The organism is Aurantiacibacter marinus, assembly GCF_001021555.1.
Classification (GTDB): Bacteria; Pseudomonadota; Alphaproteobacteria; order Sphingomonadales; family Sphingomonadaceae; genus Alteraurantiacibacter; species Alteraurantiacibacter marinus.
In genome coordinates this window covers 484,976-509,823 of the sequence record NZ_LDCP01000002.1, presented here as the reverse complement: position 1 = coordinate 509,823, position 24,848 = coordinate 484,976, and the positions used below count along the sequence as shown (strand labels likewise).

Sequence of the window (24,848 nt, the reverse complement as noted above, 5' to 3'; positions counted from 1 at the left end):
ACACTTCAACAAGTTGTGTTCATGCGCCGTACAGGACGTGATACTTTATATCACGAGCAAGTCTTTGAGTGAGGGACAATTGTCATGACCAAGCGCCTTTTCGCCGCCGCCCTGCCGCTCTTGAGCTTGGTGGCTGCTTCAGCCTTCGCGCTGCCCGCTGCCGCACAGCAAGGGGAATCCTCCGCAGAGGAAACCGCCCAAGGCGATGTTGCAGTAACCATATATCAGGGCAATCTGGCGCTGGTGCAGGATGTCAGGCAGCTCGACATCAGGCGCGGGACCACGCGCATCGAATTCCCCGATGTATCTGCCCAAATTCGCCCCCAAACACTCAGCTTCAACGCCGATGGTACCGCCATTGTGGAACAGAATTTCGATTTCGATCTGCTCACCCCGCAAAAGCTGATGGAAAAGGCCATCGGACAAATGGTGACGCTGGTCCGCACAAATCCTGCCACCGGCACAGAAACGCGCGAGCAAGCCGAGGTCCTCTCCACTGCTGGCGGCGTAGTCGTGCGCATAGGCAGCCGGATAGAGGTGCTGCGCGACGATGGCCTGCCGGTGCGCGTCATCTTTGACGGTGTGCCGCCTAATTTGCGCTCTCGCCCTACGCTTTCCGTCACACTTAATTCCAACCGTTCCGGTACGCGTCCCGCATCCATTCGCTACCTCACACCCGGCCTTGGCTGGTCTTCCGATTACGTAGCTTTGTATGATGAAAACCGCGGTACGGTGGATATGCAGGGATGGGTCACGCTGATCAACAATACCGGCACGACTTTCCATAATGCAGACACGCTGCTGGTGGCGGGAACTCCCGGTCAGGGTGGGAACCAAGGCGGCAGTCGACCGCGTCCAGATCTTGTGCGCCCCGGAACCGAGACTGCTGAGCGGGAGCGGCTAGGCGATTTCTATCTCTATCCAATCGAAGGCCGCACAACGATTGCGAATGCGCAGACGAAACAGGTGAGCTTTATGGACGTGCAGGGCGTTCCCGCTCGCCGCGTATATTCGATCGGTAGCAGCTGGCTGCAAAGCGATAGCGATTTCCGTCCCGCGTCCAGCGCGATCAGTTTCAGCTCCAGCAGTGCCAATGCTGAAAATGGGGGCGGCCTGGGCGATGCTTTGCCCGCTGGCACAGTGCGCTTCTATCAGCGTGACGCGCAGGGTAGCCCGCAATTCATCGGTGAAAACGGCATCGGGCACACACCGATGGGCAGCACACTTTCGCTGCGGACAGGCGATGCGTTTGACGTTTTCATGCAAGCCGAGGTCGAAAGCCGTCAGGTTATTTCGCCCGGTGAGTACGAGCGCAGCGCGCGATACCGCGTGTATGAAAATGGCGAGCTAACCAGAGAAGTCGAAGTAGACCGCACCGTCGATTATTACCGCACCACCATGCGTTATACCTTCACGAATGCGAAGTCCGAGGCTGTCGAGGTCGAACTGATGCAGGGCGGGTTGGACCGTGGCTGGTGGGGCCGCGATTTCCGCGTGACATCTGAGGATGTCGAGGGTGAGCAGGTCAATTACGGCAACCGGCTTTACCGTGTGACCGTGCCCGCCAATGGCGAGCGGGTGGTGCGCGTAACTTACGAATCGCGATATTAAGGGGAGGGCGGTGCGCCTTCTTTCCCTTCGGCCGGCATGGCTTTGCGCCAGCGCCGGTTTGGCGACGGTAGCGCTTTGCGTGCCTGCCCATGCGCAGGACCGTGTCGCGGTAGAAGCCTCTGCGCCAGAGGCCTTGGCCGTGACGGTCTACCGCGACCCCAACCGCGGCGTGGGTCAGCCAATGAACCCGAATTGGCCGCAGGGTTTTGCGATGATCAGCGAAACGCGCACCGTCACGCTTCCTCCTGGCGAATCGCGAATTCGCTTTGATGGGGTGGCAGAGGGAATGGTGGCGGTCAGTGCCATTGTCTCAGGCCTGCCGGGCGGCACGATTGAGAAAAACCGCAACGCCGATCTGCTTAGTCCTGCCGCGCTGGTGAATGGAATGCTGGGCAACCGCGTGACCATCACCCGCACTGATCCGGCGACCGGCGCGAGCGCAAGCGATGATGCGATTGTCCGAACCCGCGCCGATGGCGGTCTCGTGCTGCAAACGCGGGACGGGTATGAGGCAGTGAGCTGTTCCGGCTTGCCCGAGCGACTGACATTTGGTGGCATTCCAGATGGCCTGTCCGCCAATCCGGTGTTCACAATTGATACGGCGGACGAAAGCGGCGGCACCTATACTGTAACCTTGTCTTACCTTGCATGGGGCTTCGATTGGGAAGCAAACTATGTCGCGACCGTGGATGAAGGCGGTGATGCCGATGACCTTCGTTTTGACCTGACGAGCTGGCTGACAATCCTGAACGACAATGGCCAGAGCTTTATGGGGGCAGAGCTGATGGCGGTGGCAGGCACGCTGAATGTCGTAAGTGATTTCCGGCAACTGGCCGCGCCGCCAGTTGCGCAGCCTTTGCAACTGACCTGTTATCCCTTCGGCAGCACGGCGGCAGGATCACCAATTCCTGATTACAGGGATCGCCAAACGATTGTGGTGACGGGAAATCGAGTGGAACGCGCAACGATGGCGGATATGATGATGGCACCACCTCCTCCTCCGCCGCCGCCTCCACCACCTCCTGTATTGGCTGGCGAAGAAAATCTCGGCGATCTCAAGTTATACCGTGTCCCCGTGCCGGTCGATGTGACTGCGCAAGGGTTGAAGCAGGTCGCCTTCTTGCGCGAGGAAGGCATTGAGGGAGCGCTTGCGTACCGCGCGACCTGTTTTCCCATCTATTCCAATTTTCAGCCGGCGCCGGCGCAGCTGGTTATCGAAACCGTCAACAATGAAGAAAGCGGCCTCGGGGCCGCGCTGCCATCGGGCCAGGTAACGATTTTCGAGCGTGGCCGCGGTCAGGAACTGCTCGTCGGGCAAACGTCCTTGCGCGATTTTGCCAATGGCCAAGATGTCGAACTGACGCTTTCATCCAGCAATCAGGTGTTTACGACCTGCACCTCCGGCGCAGATCGCTCGAACGAGGAATGGCGTACCAACTGGACCACGATGTCGGCAGAACTGACCAACGCCAACCCGCACCCCGTGACTGTGCGGGTGAATCTGGGAAGTCCGGTCCAATGGGAATATCGCGGGATTCGGGAGCAGGTGCAGGACGGCCAGCGAATCGCTGAGGTCATGGTGCCAGCCAATGGCACACGCCTGCTCGAATGGGAGGTGCGCCCACCTCAGCCTGAAGGCGAGGATTAGAGCGCGAAACCGGCCTATTCCGACGACAAATTGGGCGATCCAACAAAAATTTCGTTCCACTCTTGTTCTTGTGGAACAAAGTGGGTACAAGCTACGTCAGTTGATGAATGGGTATCACCCCTAGCGAACTGACGGAGGCCGTGTCATGGCGAGTACGAACCTGAAATTGGTTGAAAAGGAATCCAAAGTGGACCGTCAGAAGGCACTCGATGCCGCACTCGCGCAGATTGATCGCGCATTCGGCAAGGGCTCGGCAATGAAGCTCGGCTCGAAAGAAACCATGAACGTCGAATCGATTTCCACCGGCTCGCTCGGTCTGGATATCGCACTCGGCATTGGCGGCCTGCCCAAGGGCCGTGTAATTGAAATTTACGGGCCGGAAAGCTCGGGCAAGACCACGCTCGCGCTGCATGTTCTGGCAGAAGCGCAGAAGGGCGGAGGCACAGTCGCTTTCATCGATGCCGAACACGCGCTGGATCCGATCTACGCGACAAAGCTTGGCGTCGATATCAATGAACTGATTATCTCGCAGCCCGATACCGGTGAACAGGCGCTTGAAATCGTTGATACGCTGGTGCGCTCGAATGCGATTGATGTGCTGGTCGTCGATTCGGTCGCGGCATTGGTGCCCCGCGCTGAAATCGAGGGCGAGATGGGTGATAGCCACGTTGGCTTGCAGGCCCGTTTGATGAGCCAGTCGCTGCGCAAGCTGACGGGTTCTATCAACCGTTCCAAGTGTATGGTGATCTTCATCAACCAGCTGCGCATGAAAATTGGCGTGATGTACGGCAATCCAGAAGTGACCACCGGCGGTAACGCACTGAAATTCTATGCTTCTGTCCGCCTCGACATCCGCCGCACAGGCGCGATCAAGGACCGCGACGAAGTGATCGGCAACTCGACCCGGGTGAAAGTCGTGAAAAACAAGGTTGCCCCTCCGTTCAAGCAGGTCGAATTCGACATCATGTATGGCGAAGGCATTTCCAAAATTGGTGAGATTCTCGATCTCGGGGTGAAGGCTGATCTTGTCGAAAAGTCTGGCTCATGGTTCAGTTATGACAGTATCCGGATTGGTCAGGGCCGGGAAAACGCCAAGACATTCCTGAAGGAAAACCCAGAAGTTTGCGCCAAGTTGGAGGCTGCCATTCGCAGCAAAACCGATGAGGTCGCCGAGGAGATGATGAAGGGCACGGACGCGGAGCCTGAAGATTGATCCTCAAGAAGAAGGTGGTGGGGAGACCCTCCCCAAGGCAGTGATTTTTCTGTCCCACCTCTTGCGAAACCGGAGCCGGCGAAGGCAGACTTTATAGTTTGCCACCGCCGGCTTCTTCGTATTTTTACTTCCGTGTAACTTTGCGATACTAAAGTACCGTAGGAGAAAATCTTGGGGGGTGGCCAAACGTGGCTGAAAAGGACGACTGGCAAGGCAGGACGGGCGATGCATGGGCGCAGGAGTGGCGCCGGACAGATCGCAGCTTCAGCCACCTTACAGAACAATTGCTTGCCGGGACCCGCGGCTTTGCCTTTGACCGGGTGCTGGACGTAGGATGCGGGGCAGGAGAACTCTCGCTTGCAATTGCCCGTGGCCGACCGGAAGCAACTGTAATCGGTGTCGATGTGTCACCGCGTTTGATAGAAGTTGCAAAGGAACGCGGGGCGCACCGCGCGAATGCATCCTTTGAACTGGCAGATGCTGCGGACTGGCAAAGCGAACCGGGCGCTGCTCCGGAATTGCTGATCTCCCGCCACGGGGTCATGTTTTTCGCAGATCCTGTTGCAGCATTCGCGAATCTCGCGAAACAAGGGGCAGACGGTGCCGGACTGTTGTTCTCCTGTTTCCGCTCGCGGTCCGAAAACCCGCTCTTCGCGGATGTTCTTCGACTTCTTCCCAATCCGCCGGAGGCCGTTGACCCTTATGCACCAGGACCTTTTGCATTCGCCGATCCGACGCGGGTTGCAGCAATACTTTCACAGGCTGGTTGGAAGCAGGTTCAGTTAACGCCTTTCGACTTCCCGATGATTGCCGGTGCCGGAGAGCACGCAATTGAGGAAGCCATGGCCTATTTCAAACGCATCGGACCTGCTGCTCGGGCATTGACTGAACTCGATACCGGTTCCGCGGAGCGGTTTCTGAAACTCCTCAGGGCCTTGGTCGAGCGCAATTGTCATCACAATATTGTCGCCTTTCGGGCGGCCGCATGGATGGTCACTGCACGTAAGGTCTAATGGCCAATCGGTCATCTTGGTTACAGCAAGATAAGCATTGCGCTTGTCGCAGCGCTTTGCAGCGCCTAATTCGCCTTTATGCAATCGACTAACGACCTCCGCCGCGCTTTTCTTGGCTATTTCGCAGCTGCCGATCATCAGGTGGTGCCATCGGCCCCGCTCGTCCCACATAACGATCCATCTCTGATGTTCGTCAATGCAGGGATGGTGCCGTTCAAGAACGTTTTTACCGGGGTTGAGACACCACCGGCACCGCGCGCTACCAGCAGCCAGAAATGTGTGCGGGCCGGTGGCAAGCACAATGATCTGGACAATGTCGGCTATACAGCGCGGCATCTGACCTTCTTTGAAATGCTCGGCAATTTCAGTTTCGGTGATTATTTCAAAGAACGCGCAATCGAACTTGCGTGGGGAATGGTCACCAAAGAGCTCGGTCTTGCAAAAGACCGGTTGAGCGTGACCGTCTATCACACTGATGATGAGGCATTCGATCTGTGGCGCAAGATTGCTGGCCTACCGGAAGACCGGATCATCCGCATCCCCACGAAGGACAATTTCTGGGCGATGGGGGCAGACGGCCCCTGCGGACCCTGTTCCGAAATTTTCTGGGATCACGGGCCGGATGTGGCAGGCGGACCTCCGGGGTCACCGGACGAAGACGGCGATCGTTTTGTCGAAATCTGGAATCTCGTGTTCATGCAGCACCTCCAGCAGGCTGACACAATTACGGGTGATCTGCCGCGCCCCAGTATCGACACCGGAATGGGCCTGGAACGTTTGGCGACCGTCATGCAGGGCGTTCACAATGTGTTTGAAACAGACACTTTCCGCACGATTGTGGATGCTAGCGAAGATCTGGTGAAGTCCAGGATCGATGACGTCAGCTTGCCCAGCCACCGCGTCATCGCAGATCATCTTCGCTCGACCAGTTTCCTGATCGCCGACGGTGTTTTGCCGTCCAATGAAGGGCGCGGTTATGTACTGCGCCGGATCATGCGGCGGGCCATGCGCCACGCACATCTTCTGGGTGCGGACAAGCCGCTGATGCATCGGTTGGTGCCGACGCTGGTTAGCGAAATGGGTCAGGCCTATCCCGAATTGCCTCGCGCGCAATCGCTGATCACCGAAGTGTTGGAGCGTGAAGAGACGCGTTTTCGCCAGACCCTTGAAAAGGGTCTGCGACTTCTCGATGAAGAAACCGGCGATCTTGCAGAAGGCGACAGTCTGGCAGGCGAAACCGCCTTCAAGCTCTACGATACGTTCGGCTTTCCTTACGATCTGACGGAAGATGCACTGCGTAACCGCGGTATCGGTGTGGATCGTGCGGGTTTCGATGCCGCAATGGCGCAGCAAAAGGCCGCGGCGCGCGCAGCGTGGAAGGGGTCCGGAGCGGCCGCCGATGACGAGATCTGGTTCGATATAGCGGAGCGTGAAGGCGCGACGGAATTTACCGGCTACAGCGCCACCGAAGGTGAGGGCAAGGTTGTCGCGCTGGTCGTGGACGGCAAGGAAGTCCAGTCGGCTGACAGCGGACAGAATGTCACTATTCTGACCAATCAAACTCCGTTTTATGGCGAAAGCGGCGGCCAGATGGGCGACAGCGGCACGATTTCCGGTGATCACCGGCTCGAGATTGCGGTTAGCGACACTGCCAAGCCGCTGGGCCGGCTGCATGCGCACCATGGCAAGATCAAATCCGGTCAGGTCGCGGTGGGCGATACGGTACATCTTGCCGTAGATGCGGTTCGGCGTGATGCGATCCGCGCGAACCATTCCGCAACGCACCTGTTGCATGCCGCGCTGCGCAACCATCTTGGCGACCATGTGACGCAAAAGGGCTCGCTTGTAGCAAAAGAGCGTTTGCGCTTCGACTTCTCGCACCCGAAGCCGCTGGCGCCTTCTGAAGCTGAAGCCATTGAAGCGGAAGTGAATGAAGAAATTCGCGCCAATCAGGAGGTTGTAACAGGACTGATGAGCCCTGATGAAGCAATAGAGGCTGGTGCGATGGCCTTGTTTGGCGAAAAATACGGGGAAGAGGTGCGTGTTCTGTCGATTGGTCGGGCCGACTGGCAGGGATCGGGCCGCAATTATTCGGTCGAGCTGTGCGGTGGCACCCATGTCAAAGCGACAGGGGATATCGGCTTGTTCCGGATCATCGGCGAAAGCGCAGTTTCATCGGGCGTTCGCCGGATAGAGGCACTGACTGGTGAAGCGGCGCGGCAATGGATGGTAGGACGCGAGGAATCGCTCAAATCGGTTGCGGCAACGCTGAAGACCTCGCCAGACGAGGTGGAGGAGCGCGTCGCTGCCCTGATGGATGAACGCAAACGGCTCGAACGTGAGCTTTCGGAGGCCAAGAAGCAGCTCGCGCTTGGTGGCGGAGGCGCAGCAGGGGCCGCACCTGCGGCTGATGAAGACGTTAGCGGCGTCGCCTTCTCAGGACAGGTACTGCACGGTATGGACCCCAAGGAATTGCGCGGCCTGCTGGATGAGGCGAAGAAACGCATGGGCTCGGGCGTTGCGGCAATTGTCGCAGTGAACGATGGCAAGGCCGCCGTTGCGGTTGGCGTCACCGACGACCTGACCGGCACTCATAGCGCGGTCGATCTTGTGCGCGCGGGCGTGGCCGCGGTTGGCGGCAAGGGGGGCGGCGGCCGCCCTGACATGGCGCAAGGCGGAGGTCCGGACGGCGATAAGAGTGATGTTGCCATTGCTGCCATCAAGGAAGTGCTGGCAGGCAAATGATTGCCTGAGATAATTGCCTTGGAAGAAAATGCTACTTTGACTGTTTGAAGCACGGCCACGTCGCTTTCTTGGCAACGATCAGCTCTCCATGGTGCTCGTGCGCAATTTCGGCTTGTGCTCCAGCGCGCCCTCTTTCTGGATTTTTTCCCGGTACTCATCGCGCTTTTCGTGGATCGAGGCGATGACCGGCCCCATCGGTACGCCGATATCGACCAGCACCGCTTCGGACAATTGCAGTGAACTTTCCAGCGTTTCCGGCACTGCTGTACTGGCGCCGCTGCGATATAGCTCTGCCGCGTGGAAACTGTCGCGCGCACGCGCGATAATTGGCAGTTCCGAATGGGCGGTGCGTAGCTTTTTGACCATGCGCTGTGCCAGGATGTGTTCGTCCATGGTCAGGATAACGGCAGGCGCGCGCGCGATGCCCAGCTTGTCCAGCGCATCTTCGCGCAATGCGTTGCCAAAGACCGCATAATACCCTTCACGCCGCGCCTCTTCGATCAAGTCAGGGTTGGAATCGATGGCAACATAGGGCTGGTCATGGCGTTGAAGCATTTGTGCGATCAATTTGCCGACGCGCCCGAAGCCGACGATAATGACGCGCGGCGTATCGGCATCCCCGTCCAGATGTTCCAGCGATGGAGCTTCATCGACCGATCGCGCGAGCCGTTTGCCGAGCATGGCGAGCAGCGGCGTCACGGTTAGTCCGATAGCGGTCACGATCTGCCAGAATTGCGCTGTGCCGGGCTGGATCAGCATCGCGCTGGAAGCAGCAGCGAGCACGATCAGCGATGTCTCCGACGGGCTTGCCATCAGGATGCCGGTTTCTGTCGCGGTTGCGCTGCGTGCGCCCATCAGGCGTAGCAAGATGCCGGTAACGATGGCCTTCAGCAGCAGCACACCGATAACTGCGCCCGCGATCATCGCCAGATTGTCCCAGATCGTGAACAGATCGATGCCCATGCCGATGGTGATCAGGAATATGCCCAGAGCGAGGCCCTTGAACGGTTCCATGATGCCTTCGACTTCGGTGTGGTACTCGGTCTCCGCGATCAGCAATCCGGCAAGCAATGCGCCAACGATCGGGGACAGACCTACAAAGGCGGTAACCAGGCTGGCCCCGATCACCACCAGCATGCTGGCAGCAAGGAACAGTTCCGGGCTTTTGGTGCGTGCAGCCTGTGCGAACAGGCGCGGCAGCAGCAACCGGCCACCGATCATCATGACTGCGACAACAAGTGCACCCTGCCACAGCGTTGTCCAAAGATCGCCCAAACCCCCTTCGGCCATATTGGGGGCCAAGGCACCCAGAAGGAATATGATCGGCACGATCATGATATCTTCGAACAGCAGCATCGAAAGCGCCGCACGGCCGACAGGTGTGTTGGTGCCGGAAATCGGCAGCACCAGCGCGGTGGAGGAGAAGGCAAGGGCAAGGCCTAGCGCCATCGCCCCGGTCCAATATTGCCCCATCATGGATAGAACCGCCGCCAGCAGAGCGCCGATAACCAGCAGTTCCAACGCACCGAGACCGAATACAAGCTTGCGCAATTGCCAAAGGCGGTTGAAACTCAGCTCAAGGCCAATAGTGAATAGCAGCAGGATTATGCCGAACTCCGCGAACGGCTCTAACCGTTCGGGGTCGGTGATCGTGACATGGCTCAGCCACTCATATTCGAAAACCATCCGGCCAAGGCCATATGGCCCGACAAGCAGCCCAACCAGAATGAACCCGATGATCGGGGTCACGCGGAAGCGGGCAAAAAGCGGAATAACAATGCCGGTCGCGCCAAGGATAACCAGGGCGTCCTTCATCAATGGGGAAATTTCGGCACCGTGCATAAAGAGCCTATGACAGAGGCACGGTGTTCGCTGCAACTGCGAAATAGGAGATCATGACCAGGCATACCGTGACACAGCAGGCCAGTCCGCTATGCAGGCCGTCATGCAAACAGGAACACTGATCGCTCTCGCTGCCTATTTCATCTTGATGCTGGGCATCGGATTGTTCGCGTGGAAACGCTCCACCGCCGATAGTGAGGGGTACTTGCTGGGCGGGCGCAATTTGCACCCTGCAGTTGCTGCGCTTTCTGCGGGTGCTTCCGACATGTCGGGCTGGTTGCTGCTGGGCTTGCCGGGTGCATTGTATGCCACCGGACTGGTGGAGGCGTGGATCGGGATCGGATTGTTTGTTGGCGCTGTGATCAATTGGTGGGTCGTCGCGCCGCGCCTGCGCCGTCAAACGGTGGAGTACGGCAATGCACTCACCATCCCGCAATTTCTCGCCAACCGGTTTCCAGGCAAAGCCACCGCCCTGCGAGTGGTTTCCGCGATCATCATCGTGGTTTTCTTCGCGGTTTATTCTGCGGCAGGGCTGGTAGGCGGTGGCAAGCTGTTTGAAAGCACCTTCATCGACGGGCAAATGCTGGGCCTTTCGCCCTATATGGCTGGCGTCATAATTACTGCTGTGGTCGTGCTTGCTTACACGATGGTTGGCGGCTTTCTGGCTGTGAGCCTGACGGATTTCGTCCAAGGCTGTATCATGGTGATTGCGCTGGTGCTCATGCCGCTGGTGGTGCTGTTTGGCGATGGCTGGGGCAATGTCGGCAACGCGCTTGCGGATATCAGTCCGGACTATCTCAGCTGGTTCGGCGGGCTGACAGTGGTCGGTTTCCTGTCAGCCGTCGCCTGGGGTCTCGGCTACTTTGGGCAGCCGCATATCATCGTCCGTTTCATGGCAGTGCGTGATGGCGGGATACCGGCAGCAAGGACCATTGGTTTGAGCTGGATGCTTGTTGCCTTGATTGGCGCGCTTGGCGTGGGACTTGCAGGCCGCGCGCACGTCGAGATGAACGGGCTGACGTTGGAGGATCCCGAGACGATCTTTATCCTTCTGGCCAATACTTTGTTCCACCCCTTCGTTACCGGCTTTCTGCTGGCCGCGTTGCTCGCTGCGATCATGAGTACGATTTCGAGCCAGCTGCTGGTCAGTTCCAGCTCGCTAACCGAAGATTTCTATCGCCTGTTCCTGAAGAAGGACGCAAGCGAGCGCGAGATGGTCAATGTGGGCCGACTGTGCGTGGCGCTGGTGGCACTGGCTGCCATCGCGATCGCTAGTGATCCGGAAAGCGGCGTGCTTTCACTGGTCGCCAACGCCTGGGCGGGCTTCGGCGCCGCATTCGGGCCGCTGATAATCCTGTCACTCACATGGAAACGCATGACCGGCGTTGGCGCAGTCAGCGGGCTGGTTGTGGGCGCAGCGACCGTCATGGCATGGATCGCGACAGGCCTCGGCGCGTCAACGGGCGTGTACGAGATCATCCCGGGTTTTGTCGCAGCGTGGCTGGCAATCTGGCTGGTGAGTTTGGCGACGGCGACGGACGCGGAAACTATTTCGATTCGGTAAGTGCTGCGATCGCCGAATATCCCGGACTTGGTTGAAGACGGCCGTTGTGCCGATCCGCAACGACTACATGCTTTGGTCTAGGTCTTGGGGTCCCGTTCTTTGGGCAGTCCGCCAAAGGTGGATATTCCGAATTGCATCGCTATCGACTTACACACTCTGATCTGCTCGTATGCTCGGGACTCGCCAGAAAGGCGCGCGATGAGAGGTGTGGGATGGGCCAATCGGCAAATATGACAAGCACGCCCGTGGTGGGCCGCAGAGACCTGCGGCAGTTCGAAAAGTGTTTTGCTGCACCGGAGATATATCAGCGCCCCGACGCTGCTGACCGCCAGGGAAGTCTGGCCCGTATCGTGTCCGGCGAAATCATTCCGCGCCTTTTGCGTCTGCATACAGAAGTCGTCGTAAATGCACCGCCGATTGACGATGTCATCAAGAGTTTACGGCCAAACGGCGCAGAAATTGACGAGCTTGCCCATATCGTGCTGGGTGACGATCTTGATGCGGCAGCGGATTATGTAACAGTCATGCGGGATCGCGGCCTTTCTATGGAAGCTCTCTATGTGGAGCTACTCGAACCGACCGCGCGCTTTTTGGGTACGATGTGGGAAAATGACGAATGTGACTTTATCGATGTCACATTCGGCGTTGCACGCCTGCAAACGCTGCTATCGATTTTCAACGAGACCTACGCACTTCCGGAATTCGAGACGCGGCGTCAGGTCATTATGGCCACCACGCCGGGCAACCATCATGTGTTCGGGGCATCCATGATTGAAAAACTGCTGGTTGCCGGAGGATGGCAAGTCACGACCGAATATTCGGGTGACGCGGACGAAATCGCGCGTACGGTACGCGACAACTGGTTCGCCGTTATCGGGCTGACCGCCGGATCGGATTTGCAGGTCGAAGGGCTGAAGTCCGTAATTGTCGATGTGCGCCGCGATTCGAAAAACCGCAACATCGGTATAATGGTGGGCGGGCCGATATTTACCGCTGATCCGGCCCTCGCCGCCGAAGTCGGGGCAGATGCCACTGCGCCTAACGCGCCCGCCGCCGTCCTCGCGGCACAAAAACTGTTCGACATCGCCGCCCGCAAATAATCTGGGAGCCTGGCAAGCTGCCTAGCCGCCACCCGGTCCATGCTGGCGCGTTGGTGGCGGGCCGCTGGGTTCGGCCTGTGTTGCACCTTCCCGGTGTTCCCACTCGATCCGGTAGAGATCGAAACGCCGGTCAGCCAGATTTCGCACGGTACCCTCAGCTCTGGCCCATGCAAGATCAGCCAAATTCACATCACTGATAGTCAGCGTTTCGACATTCTCTGTCGCTTCGGCCGCAATCCCGTCACGTGCAAAGGGGAAGTCGCAAGGCGTCAGGATGCAGCTCTGCGCATATTGGATGTCCATGTTGGCGACATTGGGCAAATTGCCGACATTGCCGCTCATCACCACATAACACTGGTTTTCAATCGCCCGGGCCGCGGAGCAGTAACGCACGCGCATATAGCCTTGGCGGCTATCGGTGCAGAAAGGCACGAAGATGATCCGCGCGCCTTCATCGGCCAGTCTGCGTGCGAGTTCCGGAAATTCCGAATCGTAACATATCAGCACGCCGATGGGGCCGCAGTCTGTCTGGATTACATCCACAGCATCACCGCCGCGAATGTTCCACCAATATGCCTCGTTAGGCGTCGGATGGATCTTCTCCTGCTCGTGGATTGATCCATCGCGCAGGCACACCATCGCAACATTGTGAATGTCGCCGTCTTCCATCCGCGTCGGGTGGGAGCCGCCGATAATGTTGATATTGCATTTGAGCGCCATCTCGCTCAGCGCTTCGCGGATGCGCGGCGTGTATTCGGACAGGCGTTCAATGCTTTCCAATGGCGAAAGCTCTTCCGCTTCAGCGCTGAGGAGCATCAGCGTGAACAATTCGGGAAACAGAATAAAATCTGCTTCGTAATCCGCTGCAACATCGACGAAATAGCGGATTTGTCCGATAAACTCGTCAAAGTCCTTCACCGCCCGTGCCTGCAACTGACAGGTGGCGACGCGCACGTTTTCCACGCCGCGTGGAACACGCGCCTGCGTGCTCGCTTCCTGATCGACCCAGGGATTGCGCCAGACCATGTGGACTGCGTTGCCCCGGCTATTCCGGTCTTCAGGCAGATACTTGGCCAGCACGCCTATTGGTTCAAAGCCATTGGCCAGCTGAAAACGCAGGACAGGGTCATGGATCTTGCCCGCGATGACTTTTTCAAGATAATCGGCAGGGCTATCTACCCTGCGCCATGATTTCTTGAGGTTTGGCATGCGCCCGCCAAAGGCGATGCCTTTCAGTTCCAGCTGTTCGGCCAAAGAGCGCCGCTCTTCATACAGCCGCCGACCAATGCGGGTGCCGCGCACTTTGGGATCGACGACCATTTCATATCCGTACAGCCAATCGCCATTGGGATCATGCCGGCTGCCGTAGCCATTGCCGGTGATTTCATCCCACGTATGCGGACGCAGCGCCTTATCTCCGCCAATGCGCATGGTGGCGCAATAGCCGACGAGCTTGTCATCCAGAATGGCAACAAAACAGCCCGCCGAATAGTTGTTCAGTTGCCCGCGGATTTCACCCTGTGTGTAGGGCGCAAAATCATCATAGACGCGCTTCGCCAGCGCGGCGATGCGGCGAATATCGCCAGTTTCGGCCTGACGGACTTCAAGGCGGGCTTTGCTGCTCATGACTGGCGGCCACTTTTCCTATTTGACTGTTCTGAAAGCGAAGAGGCAACCCAGCGCATAGCGCACTGGATTGCCTCGTTTCACTACAAATGTTTGACTGAGGTCGACTTCAAGCCAGACCCTGCTTCTTCATTTCCACTTCAAGGCCTTCAACGATGGCTTCGAAGAACTGCTCGGTGGTCATCCAACTCTGGCTCGGGCCGATAAGAAGCGCGAGATCCTTGGTCATCTTGCCCTGTTCAACGCACTCGATGCAGACCCGCTCCAGCGTTTCGGCAAAAGCTACCACGTCGGGCGTGTTGTCGAAGCGACCACGGTACATCAGGCCGCGCGTCCATGCGAAGATGCTGGCGATGGGGTTGGTGGAAGTCGCCTTGCCCTGCTCATGCTGGCGGAAGTGGCGGGTCACGGTGCCGTGCGCCGCTTCTGCTTCCACAGTGTTGCCATCTGGCGTCATCAGAACCGAAGTCATCAGTCCGAGCGAGCCGAAGCCCTGAGCCACGATGTCGGACTGCACGTCACCATCATAGTTCTTGCAGGCCCATACGAACTTGCCGCTCCACTTGAGAGCGGCTGCGACCATGTCGTCGATCAGGCGGTGTTCGTAAGTGATGTTGGCTTCTTCGAACTTTTCCTTGAAGCCTTCGGTGTCGAAGATTTCCTGGAACAGGTCTTTGAAGCGCCCATCATACTTCTTGAGGATGGTGTTCTTCGTGGAGAGATAAACCGGCCAGCCACGGTCGAGGCCATAGTTGAAGCTGGCGCGAGCAAAATCACGGATGCTCTCGTCCAGATTATACATCGCCATCGCAACGCCGGGCTGTTCGAATTCGAACACGTCGAGGTCGATATTCTTGCCGTCTGCGCCTTCGAATACCAGGCGCAGCTTGCCTGCGCCCGGGATCAGCGTGTCGGTGGCGCGGTACTGGTCACCAAAGGCGTGGCGGCCCACAACGATGGGATCGGTCCAGCCGGGCACAAGGCGCGGCACATTGTCGATCACGATCGGCTCACGGAATACGACGCCGCCAAGGATGTTACGGATCGTGCCGTTGGGCGAACGCCACATCTGCTTGAGGCCGAATTCTTCAACGCGGGCTTCATCAGGAGTAATGGTGGCGCATTTCACGCCAACACCGTGTTCCTTGATGGCATTTGCGGCGTCGATGGTGATCTGATCGTCCGTCTCGTCACGCTTCTCAATGGAAAGATCGTAATACTTCAGGTCGACATCGAGATAAGGCAGGATCAGCCGTTCGCGGATCCACTGCCAGATGATTTTTGTCATTTCGTCGCCGTCGAGTTCAACGACCGGGTTCTTGACCTGAATTTTCGCCATGTTGGGCCTACCTGTTTTGTGTCTGAAGTGATGCGGTTTGGCCGCGTCCTAGCAGAGCCTTATCGCGGCGCAAGGGAGGGCGCAGCTTCAATACGCGCAAGGTCGGCAAAACTGGCAATTAAAGAGGGGGCAAGACTGGCCAGTGCAATGGCAGCGCGCGCGCCGATCCGAGTTTCAGCCAGATGCCATGCCACAGAGGCGAGGCGAACCGGTTTGCGGGCCTTTCGCGCGAAGTCGTACTGGAAGCTCGAGGAACCGGCTGCTTCGTGCCAATAGTCGGCAGCCATAATGCCGCTCGCCAGCGCGATGGAAATTCCCTCCCCTGCAAGCGAGGGAATGACGGCGGCTTGATCGCCTAGCCGCCAGATGCCCGCTTCTGTCCTGTCGGCGATATAACCGTATGGAACTGCGCCGATTGTATCGAAGCGGCCTTCGCGCCAATCGCTTCCCAGTCGTGCGGCAAAGGCAGGGTTGCTGTCGGCGACTTGCCCAAACAGTGTTTCCGGAGAGCTGCTCGCATCGCGAAGTGCGCTTTTGCGTAAGGCCAGACAGATATTCGCCGAACCGCCTTCCTGCAGCACTATGCCCGCATATCCGCCCGGGAATAGGTGCAATTCAATCGCCTTTTCGAGCAAGCGTTGCCGGTCGGGCGTCGGTGGCAAGCGTAACCGCAGGCCCAAAGCCGTGTCCTTGCGTTTGCGCGGGCGGGATCGGCCACGAATGTCATGCTTGCCGCTCGCGAGGAAGATGTCGCGTGATTTCCACTCATGCGACTTGCCTATGACGACGCCGGGCCGGACTTCGCGGATAGTGTCGAACGCAATCCGCGCGCCTACTGCCAATGCTTTGGCGCGTAATGCCGTGTCCATTGCATGGCGCGACAGGCCCCATGCTGCGTGGGGTAGATCAAGTTCGGCTTTGCGCGTTCCATCGAACAAGCGCAGCTTCGTGACACGATGCGCCCCAAGAGCGGCGGGGTCGATGCCGAGGGAATGCAATTGCTCTGCGGTGCGCCAGCTAAGAAACCCTCCGCACAGGGGATCGCCGACCTCTTCGTCCCGGTCGATCAGCAGCGGATGGGCATCGCGGCGCGCCAGTGCAATCGCCACTGCGCAGCCCGCCGGTCCAGCGCCGACGATGGGGAGGTCTAACGGGTCTGAGATACGCACAGGCGAAACGGGAAAAAGCGTTCAATACAGGCGCCGGTGACTCCGGCCTCGGCCAGTATGGCCTGCCATTCCTCCGCCCGGTAAGACCGGGCGATGGAGGTCTGTCCATCCTGCCGCACGATTTCATGCCACCGCGCCAGTTTTGCCAGGACTGGATAACCAAGATAGCTCAGCCCGTGGCGGTGCAGGTCATTGATGAACCAGCCAATTTTTGCCTCGCTCTCCATGAAGCGCAGGAACAGCACGAGTTCCTCCCGCGTCATATGATGGGCGACAAGGCTGGATATCACGAAATCCCAGCGATCGCCGATAAGATCAGCGTAATCGCCGGTGCGATAGGTGATCGGCATTGCTGCAGGAGTTGCAAGGCGGGCCGCGGCTTCGCTGCGAGGGTTCAAGTCTACGCCGACGAGCGTCGCTTTGATGCCGCGGGCCTCGGCCCAGTCGGCTATTTCGCGCAGCATGTCGCCTTGGCCAAAACCCACATCGAGCAATTTGAAGCTCTTGCGGCCAGCAAGCGCATTCTCGAGGAACTTCAGTGTGGGGCGATAGGCGAGGGTGACACGATTGACCTTGGAAAGATCTGCCAGAACTTCGCGGTAGATATCTTCCGGCAGCGAAGGATCGTCCATCAGCTCTTCGGTTTGGAGCCGTTCTTCAAGCATTGCCGGTCTCCCACCCAAAACGGAGGCCCTCCATCGCCAGACCCGGCCCGAAGGCCAGCGCGATGCCATTCTCAGGCTTTGCTGCCATCAATCGCTGAAGCACGAAAAGCACGGTGGCGGATGACATGTTGCCGCACTCGCTCAACACGGCGCGAGAGGATTTCAGTGCCTCCGATGGCAACTTCAGGCCCCTTTCAGCCGCATCTAGCACGGAGCGCCCACCAGGATGGATGGCCCATGCCTCTGGCCGCAGATCGCCTTCGATTGTCGCCTGCAATTGTGGATCATCGAGCGCTTCTGCCAGCCTGCCTGGAACAGCGCCGGACAAGTGCATGGCGAAGCCGGTGTCGCCGACGGTCCAGGTGATCAAGTCTTCGCTATCTTCAAGCGTTGCGGAAAGACCTTCCCCGAGGCCGAGCCCCTCGCTTTGCGCGCTGACCAATACTGCTGCCGCGCCATCGGCGAACTGGCCCATCGCCAGCAGGCTTTCGAGGTCGTCAGTTTCCTGCAAGTGCAATGTGCAAAGCTCGACCGAAACCGCCAGCACCCGCGCACTGGGCTGGGAGCGGACGATATGTGCAGCGGTGCGCAGCAGTGTCACTCCGGCATAACAGCCCATGAAGCCAATGCTCACACGCTCCACATTGGTGGCAAGTCCGAGACGGCGGGCAATGACCTGATCCAGGCCAGGGGCCATAAAGCCGGTGCAACTGGCAATCACCAGATGCGTCACGCCGTCGGTGGACGGCAGGCCCGCAATCGCCTTCAGCGCCAGATCCGGCGCGGCTTCTGCATAACGCTGCATCCGCTGCGCCGTCCCCGGCGGGGAACCGCTCATGTAAAAGCTGCCGAAATCCATCGCCGCATCGGTGCCGGAAAGCACTGAGAAACGGTGGTCAATGCCGCCGCGCGCTTCCATCCGGCGGAAAACTGCCGCCTTGCGCCCGGGCAATTGTTGCTCCGCCCAATCGGTATAGCGCGCATGAACATCGCACTCCGGCACGGCCGTTACGATAGCGTTTATACGCGGGACAATTGGTTGCTTCTTGCTACTCATCATATCTTTAATGAGCGCCCGCCACTTTAGTGCCGCTTAACCGCAGATTTTCGCTTTTGCTGCGCGGTATTCGGCAATCAGCTGTTCGCACAATTCGCGTGTCGGGCGCACATCATGCACCGCGCCGACACCGTGGCCCGCTGACCAGATCGTCTTCCACGCCTTTGCCTCTTCGTTCAGAGACATTTCGCCCGGAGCATCGTGCAAGGTTGCCGCGTCAAGGCTGGGCGTGAGGAAGTTTGCGCCCACCCCGGTCACCTTGTTGGTATAAGTGATATCCTTGGCGGTCGCGCCAATCATCATTTCTTTCTGACCGGCAGGCGCCATGCTTTCGGCAGCTGCGATAAAGTGGCTGCCAAAATAGCCAAAGTCAGCTCCCATCGCCTCTGCGGCCAAGATATGGCCGCCATGGCTCATGCTGCCTGAAAGGATAATCGCGCCATCATAGAAATCGCGGATTTCGGACACGAGCGCGAAGGGGCTGTAGGTGCCTGCATGGCCGCCAGCACCGGCTGCAACTGCAATGATCCCGTCCACGCCTGCTTCCACGGCCTTTTCGGCATGGCGACGCTTGATCACATCGTGGAATACCAAACCGCCGTAGGAATGCACTGCATTCACCAGATCAGGCACAGCGCCAAGCGACGTGATGATCAGCGGAACCTTGTACTTTACGCACAATTCCAGATCGGCCTGCACACGCGGATTCGACTGGTGGACAATCAGGTTCACACCATACGGCGCATCATCCGGGCCAAGCCGGTCCTGGATTTCCTTCAGCCAGTCCTCAAATCCCTCGCTGGTGCGCTGGTTGAGAGCAGGGAAAGTGCCGCACATGCCTGCCTTGCAAGTCTCGACCACAAGGTCGGGACCTGACACGAGGAACATTGGCGCGGCGATGGCCGGAACCGTCAGCCGCGCCTTGAAGTCATCGACGGTCAAAACGCGTCTGCCGGCATGTCCATCATGCTCGCCTTGCCGCTCTTGATCGCCATGAACTGCGCCGTCGCGGGCGGCAGCAGACGGTCGAAGAAGAACTGCGCGGTGATGATCTTGGACTTGTAGAACTGTTCGTCTTCAGCGCCTTCGGCCAGCTTCTGATGCGCGACCTTGGCCGCCTTGGCGAAGCAGTAACCCATTGCCACGAAGCCAAGCAGACGCAGGTAATCATAAGCTGCGGCCGCTGCTTCTTCGGGGTCCTTCATGCCCTTTTGTGCAATGTGTCCGGTGGAAAGCTGCAATGCGCCGAAGCTCTGCTGCAACGATGCCACCAGCTTGCCAATGTTCTCATCGCCGGCATTGTCTTCAACGAATTGCGATACCGGGTGGAAGAAGGAGCGCAAATTGCGGCCCATGCGGTCGGGCAGTTTCCGGCCGACCAGATCCAGCGCCTGAATACCGTTCGCGCCTTCATAGATCTGCGCAATCCGGGCATCACGCGCGAACTGTTCAATCCCGGTTTCCTGAATGTAGCCGTGACCGCCGTGAATCTGGATCGCCATATGCGTATTTTCATGGCCCAGATCGGTGAACATCGCCTTCACGACCGGGGTCATCAGTGCGACGAAGTCTTTTGCACGTGCGCGTGCTTCGGGTTCGGGCGACGCGTGCTCTGCGTCGAGCGCGCGGCTGACCCATGCGGACACCGAGCGACAACCTTCATTGTAGGCGCGCATGGTCATCAGCATGCGGCGCACATCTGGATGCACGATGATCGGATCGGCTGGACCATCGGGGTTCTTCACGCCTGAAAGCGAGCGGCCCTGCAAACGGTCCTTCGCGTACCAGACAGCGGACTGATAGGCGATTTCGCCAACGCCAAGGCCCTGGATGCCCACAGCAACACGTTCGGTGTTCATCATCGCGAACATCGCTTCAAGCCCGCGGTTGAGTGGACCCACGAGCCAGCCCTTGGAGCCGTCAAAGCTCATCTGGCAGGTTGCCGAAGCCTTGAGGCCCATTTTGTGCTCTAGCGCGGTGGCCTTCATGTTGTTGAAGTCGCCCAGCGAACCGTCTTCTTTCGGAAGGTACTTCGGTACCAGGAACATCGAGATACCCTTCACGCCCTTGGGCGCATCGGGCAAGCGTGCGAGCACGAGATGGATGATGTTCTCGGTCAGGTCATGATCGCCTGCGCTGATGAAGATCTTGTTGCCGGTGATAAGGAAACTGCCGTCTTCCTGCGGCTCTGCCTTGGTACGCAGCATGCCCAGATCGGTGCCGCAATGCGGTTCTGTCAGGCACATGGTGCCGGACCATTCGCCATTGGCCATTTTGGGCATGTAGAAGTTCTTCTGATCTTCGCTGCCATAAGCTTCAAGGCTGACCATCGCGCCGCCCGTCAGGCCTGGATACAGGCCGAACGACAGGTTGGTGGAACAGCTCATTTCCTCGACCATCTTGGCGAGCGAGTGAGGCGCGCCCTGGCCGCCCCACTTCTGGGGAACCACAAGACCTGCCCAACCGCCTTCGCAGAACTGCTTGTAAGCTTCGGGGAAGCCATCGGGCGTGCGCACAATGCCGTTTTCGATGCGGCAGCCCTGCTGATCACCCGGCCAGTTGAGCGGGAGTAGCACGTCGCGGCACAGCTTGTTTGCTTCTTCCAAAATTGCCGCAGTCATATCCTCGTCGAAATCCTCGAACCCTTCGAGGTTTCCGAAACCGTCGTCGGTGTGGAGCTCTTCAAGAGTAAACCGCATGTCGCGGATGGGGGCTTCATAGACTTGCATTGGACAGGTCCTTTCGTGGATTAATTGCGGAGCGGCTTGCCGGTTTCGAGCATGTGCTCGACGCGGGCCTGCGACTTCGGATTGCGGGCAAGACGCATGAAGGCTTCGACTTCAAGCTTCAGCATCTGGGCCTCTGTTACAGTATCGATCATATCGGTATCGCCGCCGCTCAGCACGTATGCAAGTTCGCCAGCCACGGTCACATCGTGGTCGGTCGCCTTGCCTTGCTTGTGGAAGCTGTCGACAGCCAGGTCGAGTGCGGCCTTGCCGGTTGGTCCGGGCAGGCGGTACTCGGGCTTTTCTGGCGCTTCATACCCATCGACCATTGCCAGGGCGCGCTGCTTGGCATCATGCAGCAAGCGGTCACGGTTCATGGTGATCTGATCGGTATGACGCAGGAAACCAACGTCCTTCGCCTCGGCAGCGGACTTGGCGACCGTGGCCGTAGATACGATTTCAAACACCTTGCTTACGGCTGGCATCGGGCCTTTCGGCTGACGCGGATTGTCTGCCCAGCGGCTGAGCATTTCGCCGCAACCACCCCAGCCGGGAATGATACCCACGCCGGTCTCTACAAGTCCGGTGTACGTTTCGGCATGCGCCTGAATGGCGTCCGAGTTCAGCAGGATTTCGCAACCGCCGCCCAGCGCAAGGCCGAACGGAGCGGAAACGACGGGGAAGGGCGCATATTTCAGCGCCTTGTAGGCATCCTGACCGCCGCGGATCGACTTTTCGACTTCGCTCCATGCGGCAATGTTCAATGCGAACAACGCGAGGCCGAGATTGGCTCCGGCAGAGAAGTTGGAGCCTTCGTTATAAACGACCAGCGCCTTATAGTCGGACTTTACCAGCGGAATGGCTTTCTGGATGAGCTTCATAACCTCACCGTCGAGCGCGTTCATCTTGCCGGTAAATTCCAGCGCGACAACGCCGTCACCCACATCCCACAAAGCGGCAGAGCTGTTCTTCATAAGCGGCTCGGAAGCGAGCTTGATATCTTCCAGCAGCAGCACGCCTTCAGCACGTTCGACATCGTGATAAGCGCCATCGGTGCCGAAATACTGGCGTTTGCCGTTCTCAATCCGGTAGAAGGTCTGGTCGCCAACTTGCTGGAGAATAGCGGGAACCGGAATGTCGCTGGCTTCCAGCTTTTCACGCAGCTTTGCCGCGCCGATCCGGTCGATCATCTCGAACGGACCCATCTTCCAGTTGTACCCGAGCTTCATGGCATCATCGACGCCGACAACGCTCTTCGTTGCTTCAGGCACGATGCTGGCGGCATAGGCGAGGGTCGGGCCAAGCACCGCCCACGCATAGGCGCCGACTTTGCCCGGTGCTTCGATCAATGCGCCCAGATCGCCCTTGGCAGCAGGCCCGCGGACGAGGCCGGGGCGCGCAGCAGCGCGATATTCGCCGCTTTTCAGGTCTTTGGATTCCATGACCTTGCCGCCGCCTTCGCGGTTGATCCGGTAAAAACCGCCGAGGCCTTTGCGGCCGGTGTAGCCAGTTTCGATCATGTCCTCGATCAGCTTCTCGCTGCGGGCGATCTTCACGTAGGGATCGTCGGCGGGAAGAGTGCTGGTGAGTGACTTCATCAGATGCGGCATCAGGTCGATGCCGATCAGGTCGATCAGGCCGAAAATGCCAGTCTTGGGAACACCCATCGGGCGGCCACCGATCTCGTCGGCTTCTTCCACGGTTACACCAAGATCAAAGGCAGCGTTGACCGATGCCTGGATCCAGAATGTGCCGACACGGTTGGCGATGAAGCCGGGAGAATCCTCGGCATCAACAACGCTCTTGCCAAGCTTGCGATCGACAAAGTCGGACACGCGGGCCACGGTTTCGGCATTGCTGTGCGGGCCAGCCACGATTTCAATCAGGCGCATGTAGCGCGGCGGATTGAAGAAGTGTGTGATCAGGAAATCCTGCTTGAACGCATCGGAGCGGCCATCAGTCAGCTGCGCCAAGGGGATCGTGGAGGTGTTGGACGACACCGCCGTGCCGGGCGTGCGCACGGCTTCCAGCTTGGCATACAGATCCTGCTTGATGTCGAGCCGTTCGATGATCGCTTCGACCACCCAGTCACACTCGGCAACCTTGCCAAGATGATCTTCGATATTGCCCGTTTCGACCAGCTTTGCAGCCCGCTTGCCCATGAAAGGTGCAGGCTCTGTCTTCAGCATCTTGGCAACAGCGCCTTCGGCGACTGCATTGCGATTGTCGCCTTCCTTGGGAAGAATATCGAGCAGCAGCACGGGAATCCCCGCATTGGCGACCTGTGCGGCGATACCGGCACCCATCGTGCCAGCGCCGATGACGCAGACCTTCTTGATGGTATTGTTAGCCATTATGCCTTCTCCAGGATCGTCGCGATGCCCTGTCCGCCGCCGATGCACTGCGTGGAAAGCGAGTATGTCTTGCCTTCACGCTGCAACAGGCTGGCAGCCTTGCCGACGATGCGTGCACCGGTCGCACCAAGTGGGTGACCAATGGCAATCGCGCCGCCGTCCAGATTGATCTTCTCTTCCGGAATGCCGAGGTCGGCAATACAGGCCAAGGACTGGCTGGCGAAAGCTTCGTTCAGTTCGACAATGTCGATATCGTCCATCGTCAGGCCAGCGCGCTTCAGCGCTTTCTTGCTGGCTTCGACCGGACCGATACCCATGATTTCGGGTGCGCAGCCGGAAATGGCCATGCTCTTGATCTTGGCCATCACTTTCAGGCCATTCTTCGCTGCGTAATCCGCGCTGCAAACCAGCACGGCAACCGCGCCATCGGTAAGTGGTGAAGATGTGCCAGCAGTCACTGTGCCTTCTGCGTCAAATGCCAGCTTGAGGCCCGCAAGATCTTCCGTCGTTGTGCCGGGGCGAGGTGTGCCGTCGGTATCGATAACAGTGCCATCGGGAAGAGTGTAGGGGACGATCTCGTCAGTGAAAGAGCCGTTCTTCATCGCTTCGCCAGCCTTGTTCTGGCTCTTCACCGCAAACGCTTCCTGTTCCGCGCGGGTCAGGCTGTATTTCTTGGCGACGTTCTCTGCCGTATCTCCCATGCCAAGATAGGCCGCGCTCTTGGCGGCGAGAGCAGGGTTTGGCATCGGGTTGAAGCCCGTCATCGGAACGCGGCTCATGCCTTCGACACCGGCAGCGATGAAGACATCGCCTGCGCCCATGGCGATCTGGCCGGCGGCGTAGTGAATGCTGCTCATGGAAGAACCGCAGAACCGGTTCATTGTGATCCCGCCAACGCTCAGCGGCAAATCGGCCAGCAGGCCAACGAGGCGCGCGATGTTGAAGCCCTGTTCACCTTCAGGGAAGGCGCAGCCCATCACGATGTCTTCGATATCTTCCGCCTTCACGCCGGTGCGATCAATCAGCCCGCGAATCGTGTTCGCTGCAAGATCATCCGGACGGACACGCGCAAACGCGCCGCGATAAGCCGGGTGGAAGGGGGAGCGGACATATCCCGCGATGACGACATCAACCATAGTGCCTAAGCCTTTCCTCAAAAATTCTCATTTTCGACGC

At 58.7% G+C, this 24,848-nt stretch carries 17 protein-coding genes; 7 read left to right on the top strand and 10 right to left on the bottom strand.

Going from position 1 to position 24,848, the window contains the following annotated elements; all coding sequences use genetic code 11:
• Nucleotides 1–84: 84 nt before the first annotated feature.
• From AB731_RS08820 to alaS, 5 genes are all read left to right on the top strand, one after another.
• Nucleotides 85–1,611 (top strand): DUF4139 domain-containing protein, encoded by a 1,527-nt coding sequence (locus AB731_RS08820; protein WP_047093423.1) that lies wholly within the window; start codon nt 85–87, stop codon nt 1,609–1,611.
• 79 nt (nt 1,612–1,690) lie between these two features.
• On the top strand, nt 1,691–3,259 hold the full coding sequence (locus AB731_RS08815; RefSeq protein WP_052845707.1) for a DUF4139 domain-containing protein: 1,569 nt from the start codon (nt 1,691–1,693) through the stop codon (nt 3,257–3,259).
• A gap of 145 nt (nt 3,260–3,404) precedes the next feature.
• Nucleotides 3,405–4,472, top strand: a complete 1,068-nt coding sequence (gene recA, locus AB731_RS08810; RefSeq protein WP_047093424.1) for a recombinase RecA — start codon at nt 3,405–3,407, stop codon at nt 4,470–4,472.
• 188 nt (nt 4,473–4,660) lie between these two features.
• Nucleotides 4,661–5,485: a class I SAM-dependent methyltransferase gene (locus AB731_RS08805; RefSeq protein WP_047093425.1), complete on the top strand. Its 825-nt coding sequence runs from the start codon at nt 4,661–4,663 to the stop codon at nt 5,483–5,485.
• 78 nt (nt 5,486–5,563) lie between these two features.
• Nucleotides 5,564–8,230, top strand: coding sequence for an alanine--tRNA ligase (gene alaS, locus AB731_RS08800; protein ID WP_047093426.1), 2,667 nt, complete (start codon nt 5,564–5,566; stop codon nt 8,228–8,230).
• 78 nt (nt 8,231–8,308) lie between these two features.
• Here alaS and AB731_RS08795 read toward each other — a convergent pair whose 3' ends face one another.
• A complete protein-coding gene (locus AB731_RS08795) occupies nt 8,309–10,072 on the bottom strand; it encodes a cation:proton antiporter domain-containing protein (RefSeq protein ID WP_047093427.1) in 1,764 nt (587 codons plus the stop codon).
• Between the two features lie 103 nt (nt 10,073–10,175).
• Here AB731_RS08795 and putP point away from each other — a divergent pair, with 103 nt between their 5' ends.
• The gene (gene putP, locus AB731_RS08790) at nt 10,176–11,636 is read left to right on the top strand and encodes a sodium/proline symporter PutP (protein ID WP_047093889.1); all 1,461 of its coding nucleotides are present in this window, start codon (nt 10,176–10,178) and stop codon (nt 11,634–11,636) included.
• Between the two features lie 230 nt (nt 11,637–11,866).
• Nucleotides 11,867–12,736: a cobalamin B12-binding domain-containing protein gene (locus AB731_RS08785; protein WP_052845706.1), complete on the top strand. Its 870-nt coding sequence runs from the start codon at nt 11,867–11,869 to the stop codon at nt 12,734–12,736.
• A 21-nt stretch (nt 12,737–12,757) separates the two neighbouring features.
• Here the strand turns inward: AB731_RS08785 and AB731_RS08780 are convergent, their stop codons facing one another.
• The 9 genes from AB731_RS08780 to AB731_RS08740 form a co-directional block, all read right to left on the bottom strand.
• Complete coding sequence (locus tag AB731_RS08780) at nt 12,758–14,362, bottom strand: bifunctional GNAT family N-acetyltransferase/carbon-nitrogen hydrolase family protein (RefSeq protein WP_047093428.1); 1,605 nt, start codon at nt 14,360–14,362, stop codon at nt 12,758–12,760.
• Between the two features lie 109 nt (nt 14,363–14,471).
• Nucleotides 14,472–15,701 (bottom strand): NADP-dependent isocitrate dehydrogenase, encoded by a 1,230-nt coding sequence (locus AB731_RS08775; protein WP_047093429.1) that lies wholly within the window; start codon nt 15,699–15,701, stop codon nt 14,472–14,474.
• 59 nt (nt 15,702–15,760) lie between these two features.
• A complete protein-coding gene (locus AB731_RS08770; RefSeq protein WP_047093430.1) occupies nt 15,761–16,870 on the bottom strand; it encodes an NAD(P)/FAD-dependent oxidoreductase in 1,110 nt (369 codons plus the stop codon).
• Nucleotides 16,849–17,535, bottom strand: a complete 687-nt coding sequence (locus AB731_RS08765) for a methyltransferase domain-containing protein (RefSeq protein WP_052768973.1) — start codon at nt 17,533–17,535, stop codon at nt 16,849–16,851. The genes AB731_RS08770 and AB731_RS08765 overlap by 22 nt, the downstream gene beginning before the upstream one ends.
• Entirely contained in the window at nt 17,528–18,592 is a 1,065-nt protein-coding gene (locus AB731_RS08760; RefSeq protein ID WP_047093431.1) for a type III polyketide synthase, read from the bottom strand. The genes AB731_RS08765 and AB731_RS08760 overlap by 8 nt, the downstream gene beginning before the upstream one ends.
• Before the next feature lie 36 nt (nt 18,593–18,628).
• Nucleotides 18,629–19,534: an NAD(P)H-dependent flavin oxidoreductase gene (locus AB731_RS08755; RefSeq protein WP_082126423.1), complete on the bottom strand. Its 906-nt coding sequence runs from the start codon at nt 19,532–19,534 to the stop codon at nt 18,629–18,631.
• Nucleotides 19,531–21,321, bottom strand: a complete 1,791-nt coding sequence (locus AB731_RS08750; RefSeq protein WP_047093432.1) for an acyl-CoA dehydrogenase C-terminal domain-containing protein — start codon at nt 21,319–21,321, stop codon at nt 19,531–19,533. The genes AB731_RS08755 and AB731_RS08750 overlap by 4 nt, the downstream gene beginning before the upstream one ends.
• Nucleotides 21,322–21,341: 20 nt before the next feature.
• Entirely contained in the window at nt 21,342–23,672 is a 2,331-nt protein-coding gene (locus tag AB731_RS08745; RefSeq protein WP_047093433.1) for a 3-hydroxyacyl-CoA dehydrogenase/enoyl-CoA hydratase family protein, read from the bottom strand.
• Complete coding sequence (locus tag AB731_RS08740; RefSeq protein ID WP_047093434.1) at nt 23,672–24,808, bottom strand: thiolase family protein; 1,137 nt, start codon at nt 24,806–24,808, stop codon at nt 23,672–23,674. The genes AB731_RS08745 and AB731_RS08740 overlap by 1 nt, the downstream gene beginning before the upstream one ends.
• Nucleotides 24,809–24,848: the final 40 nt, after the last annotated feature.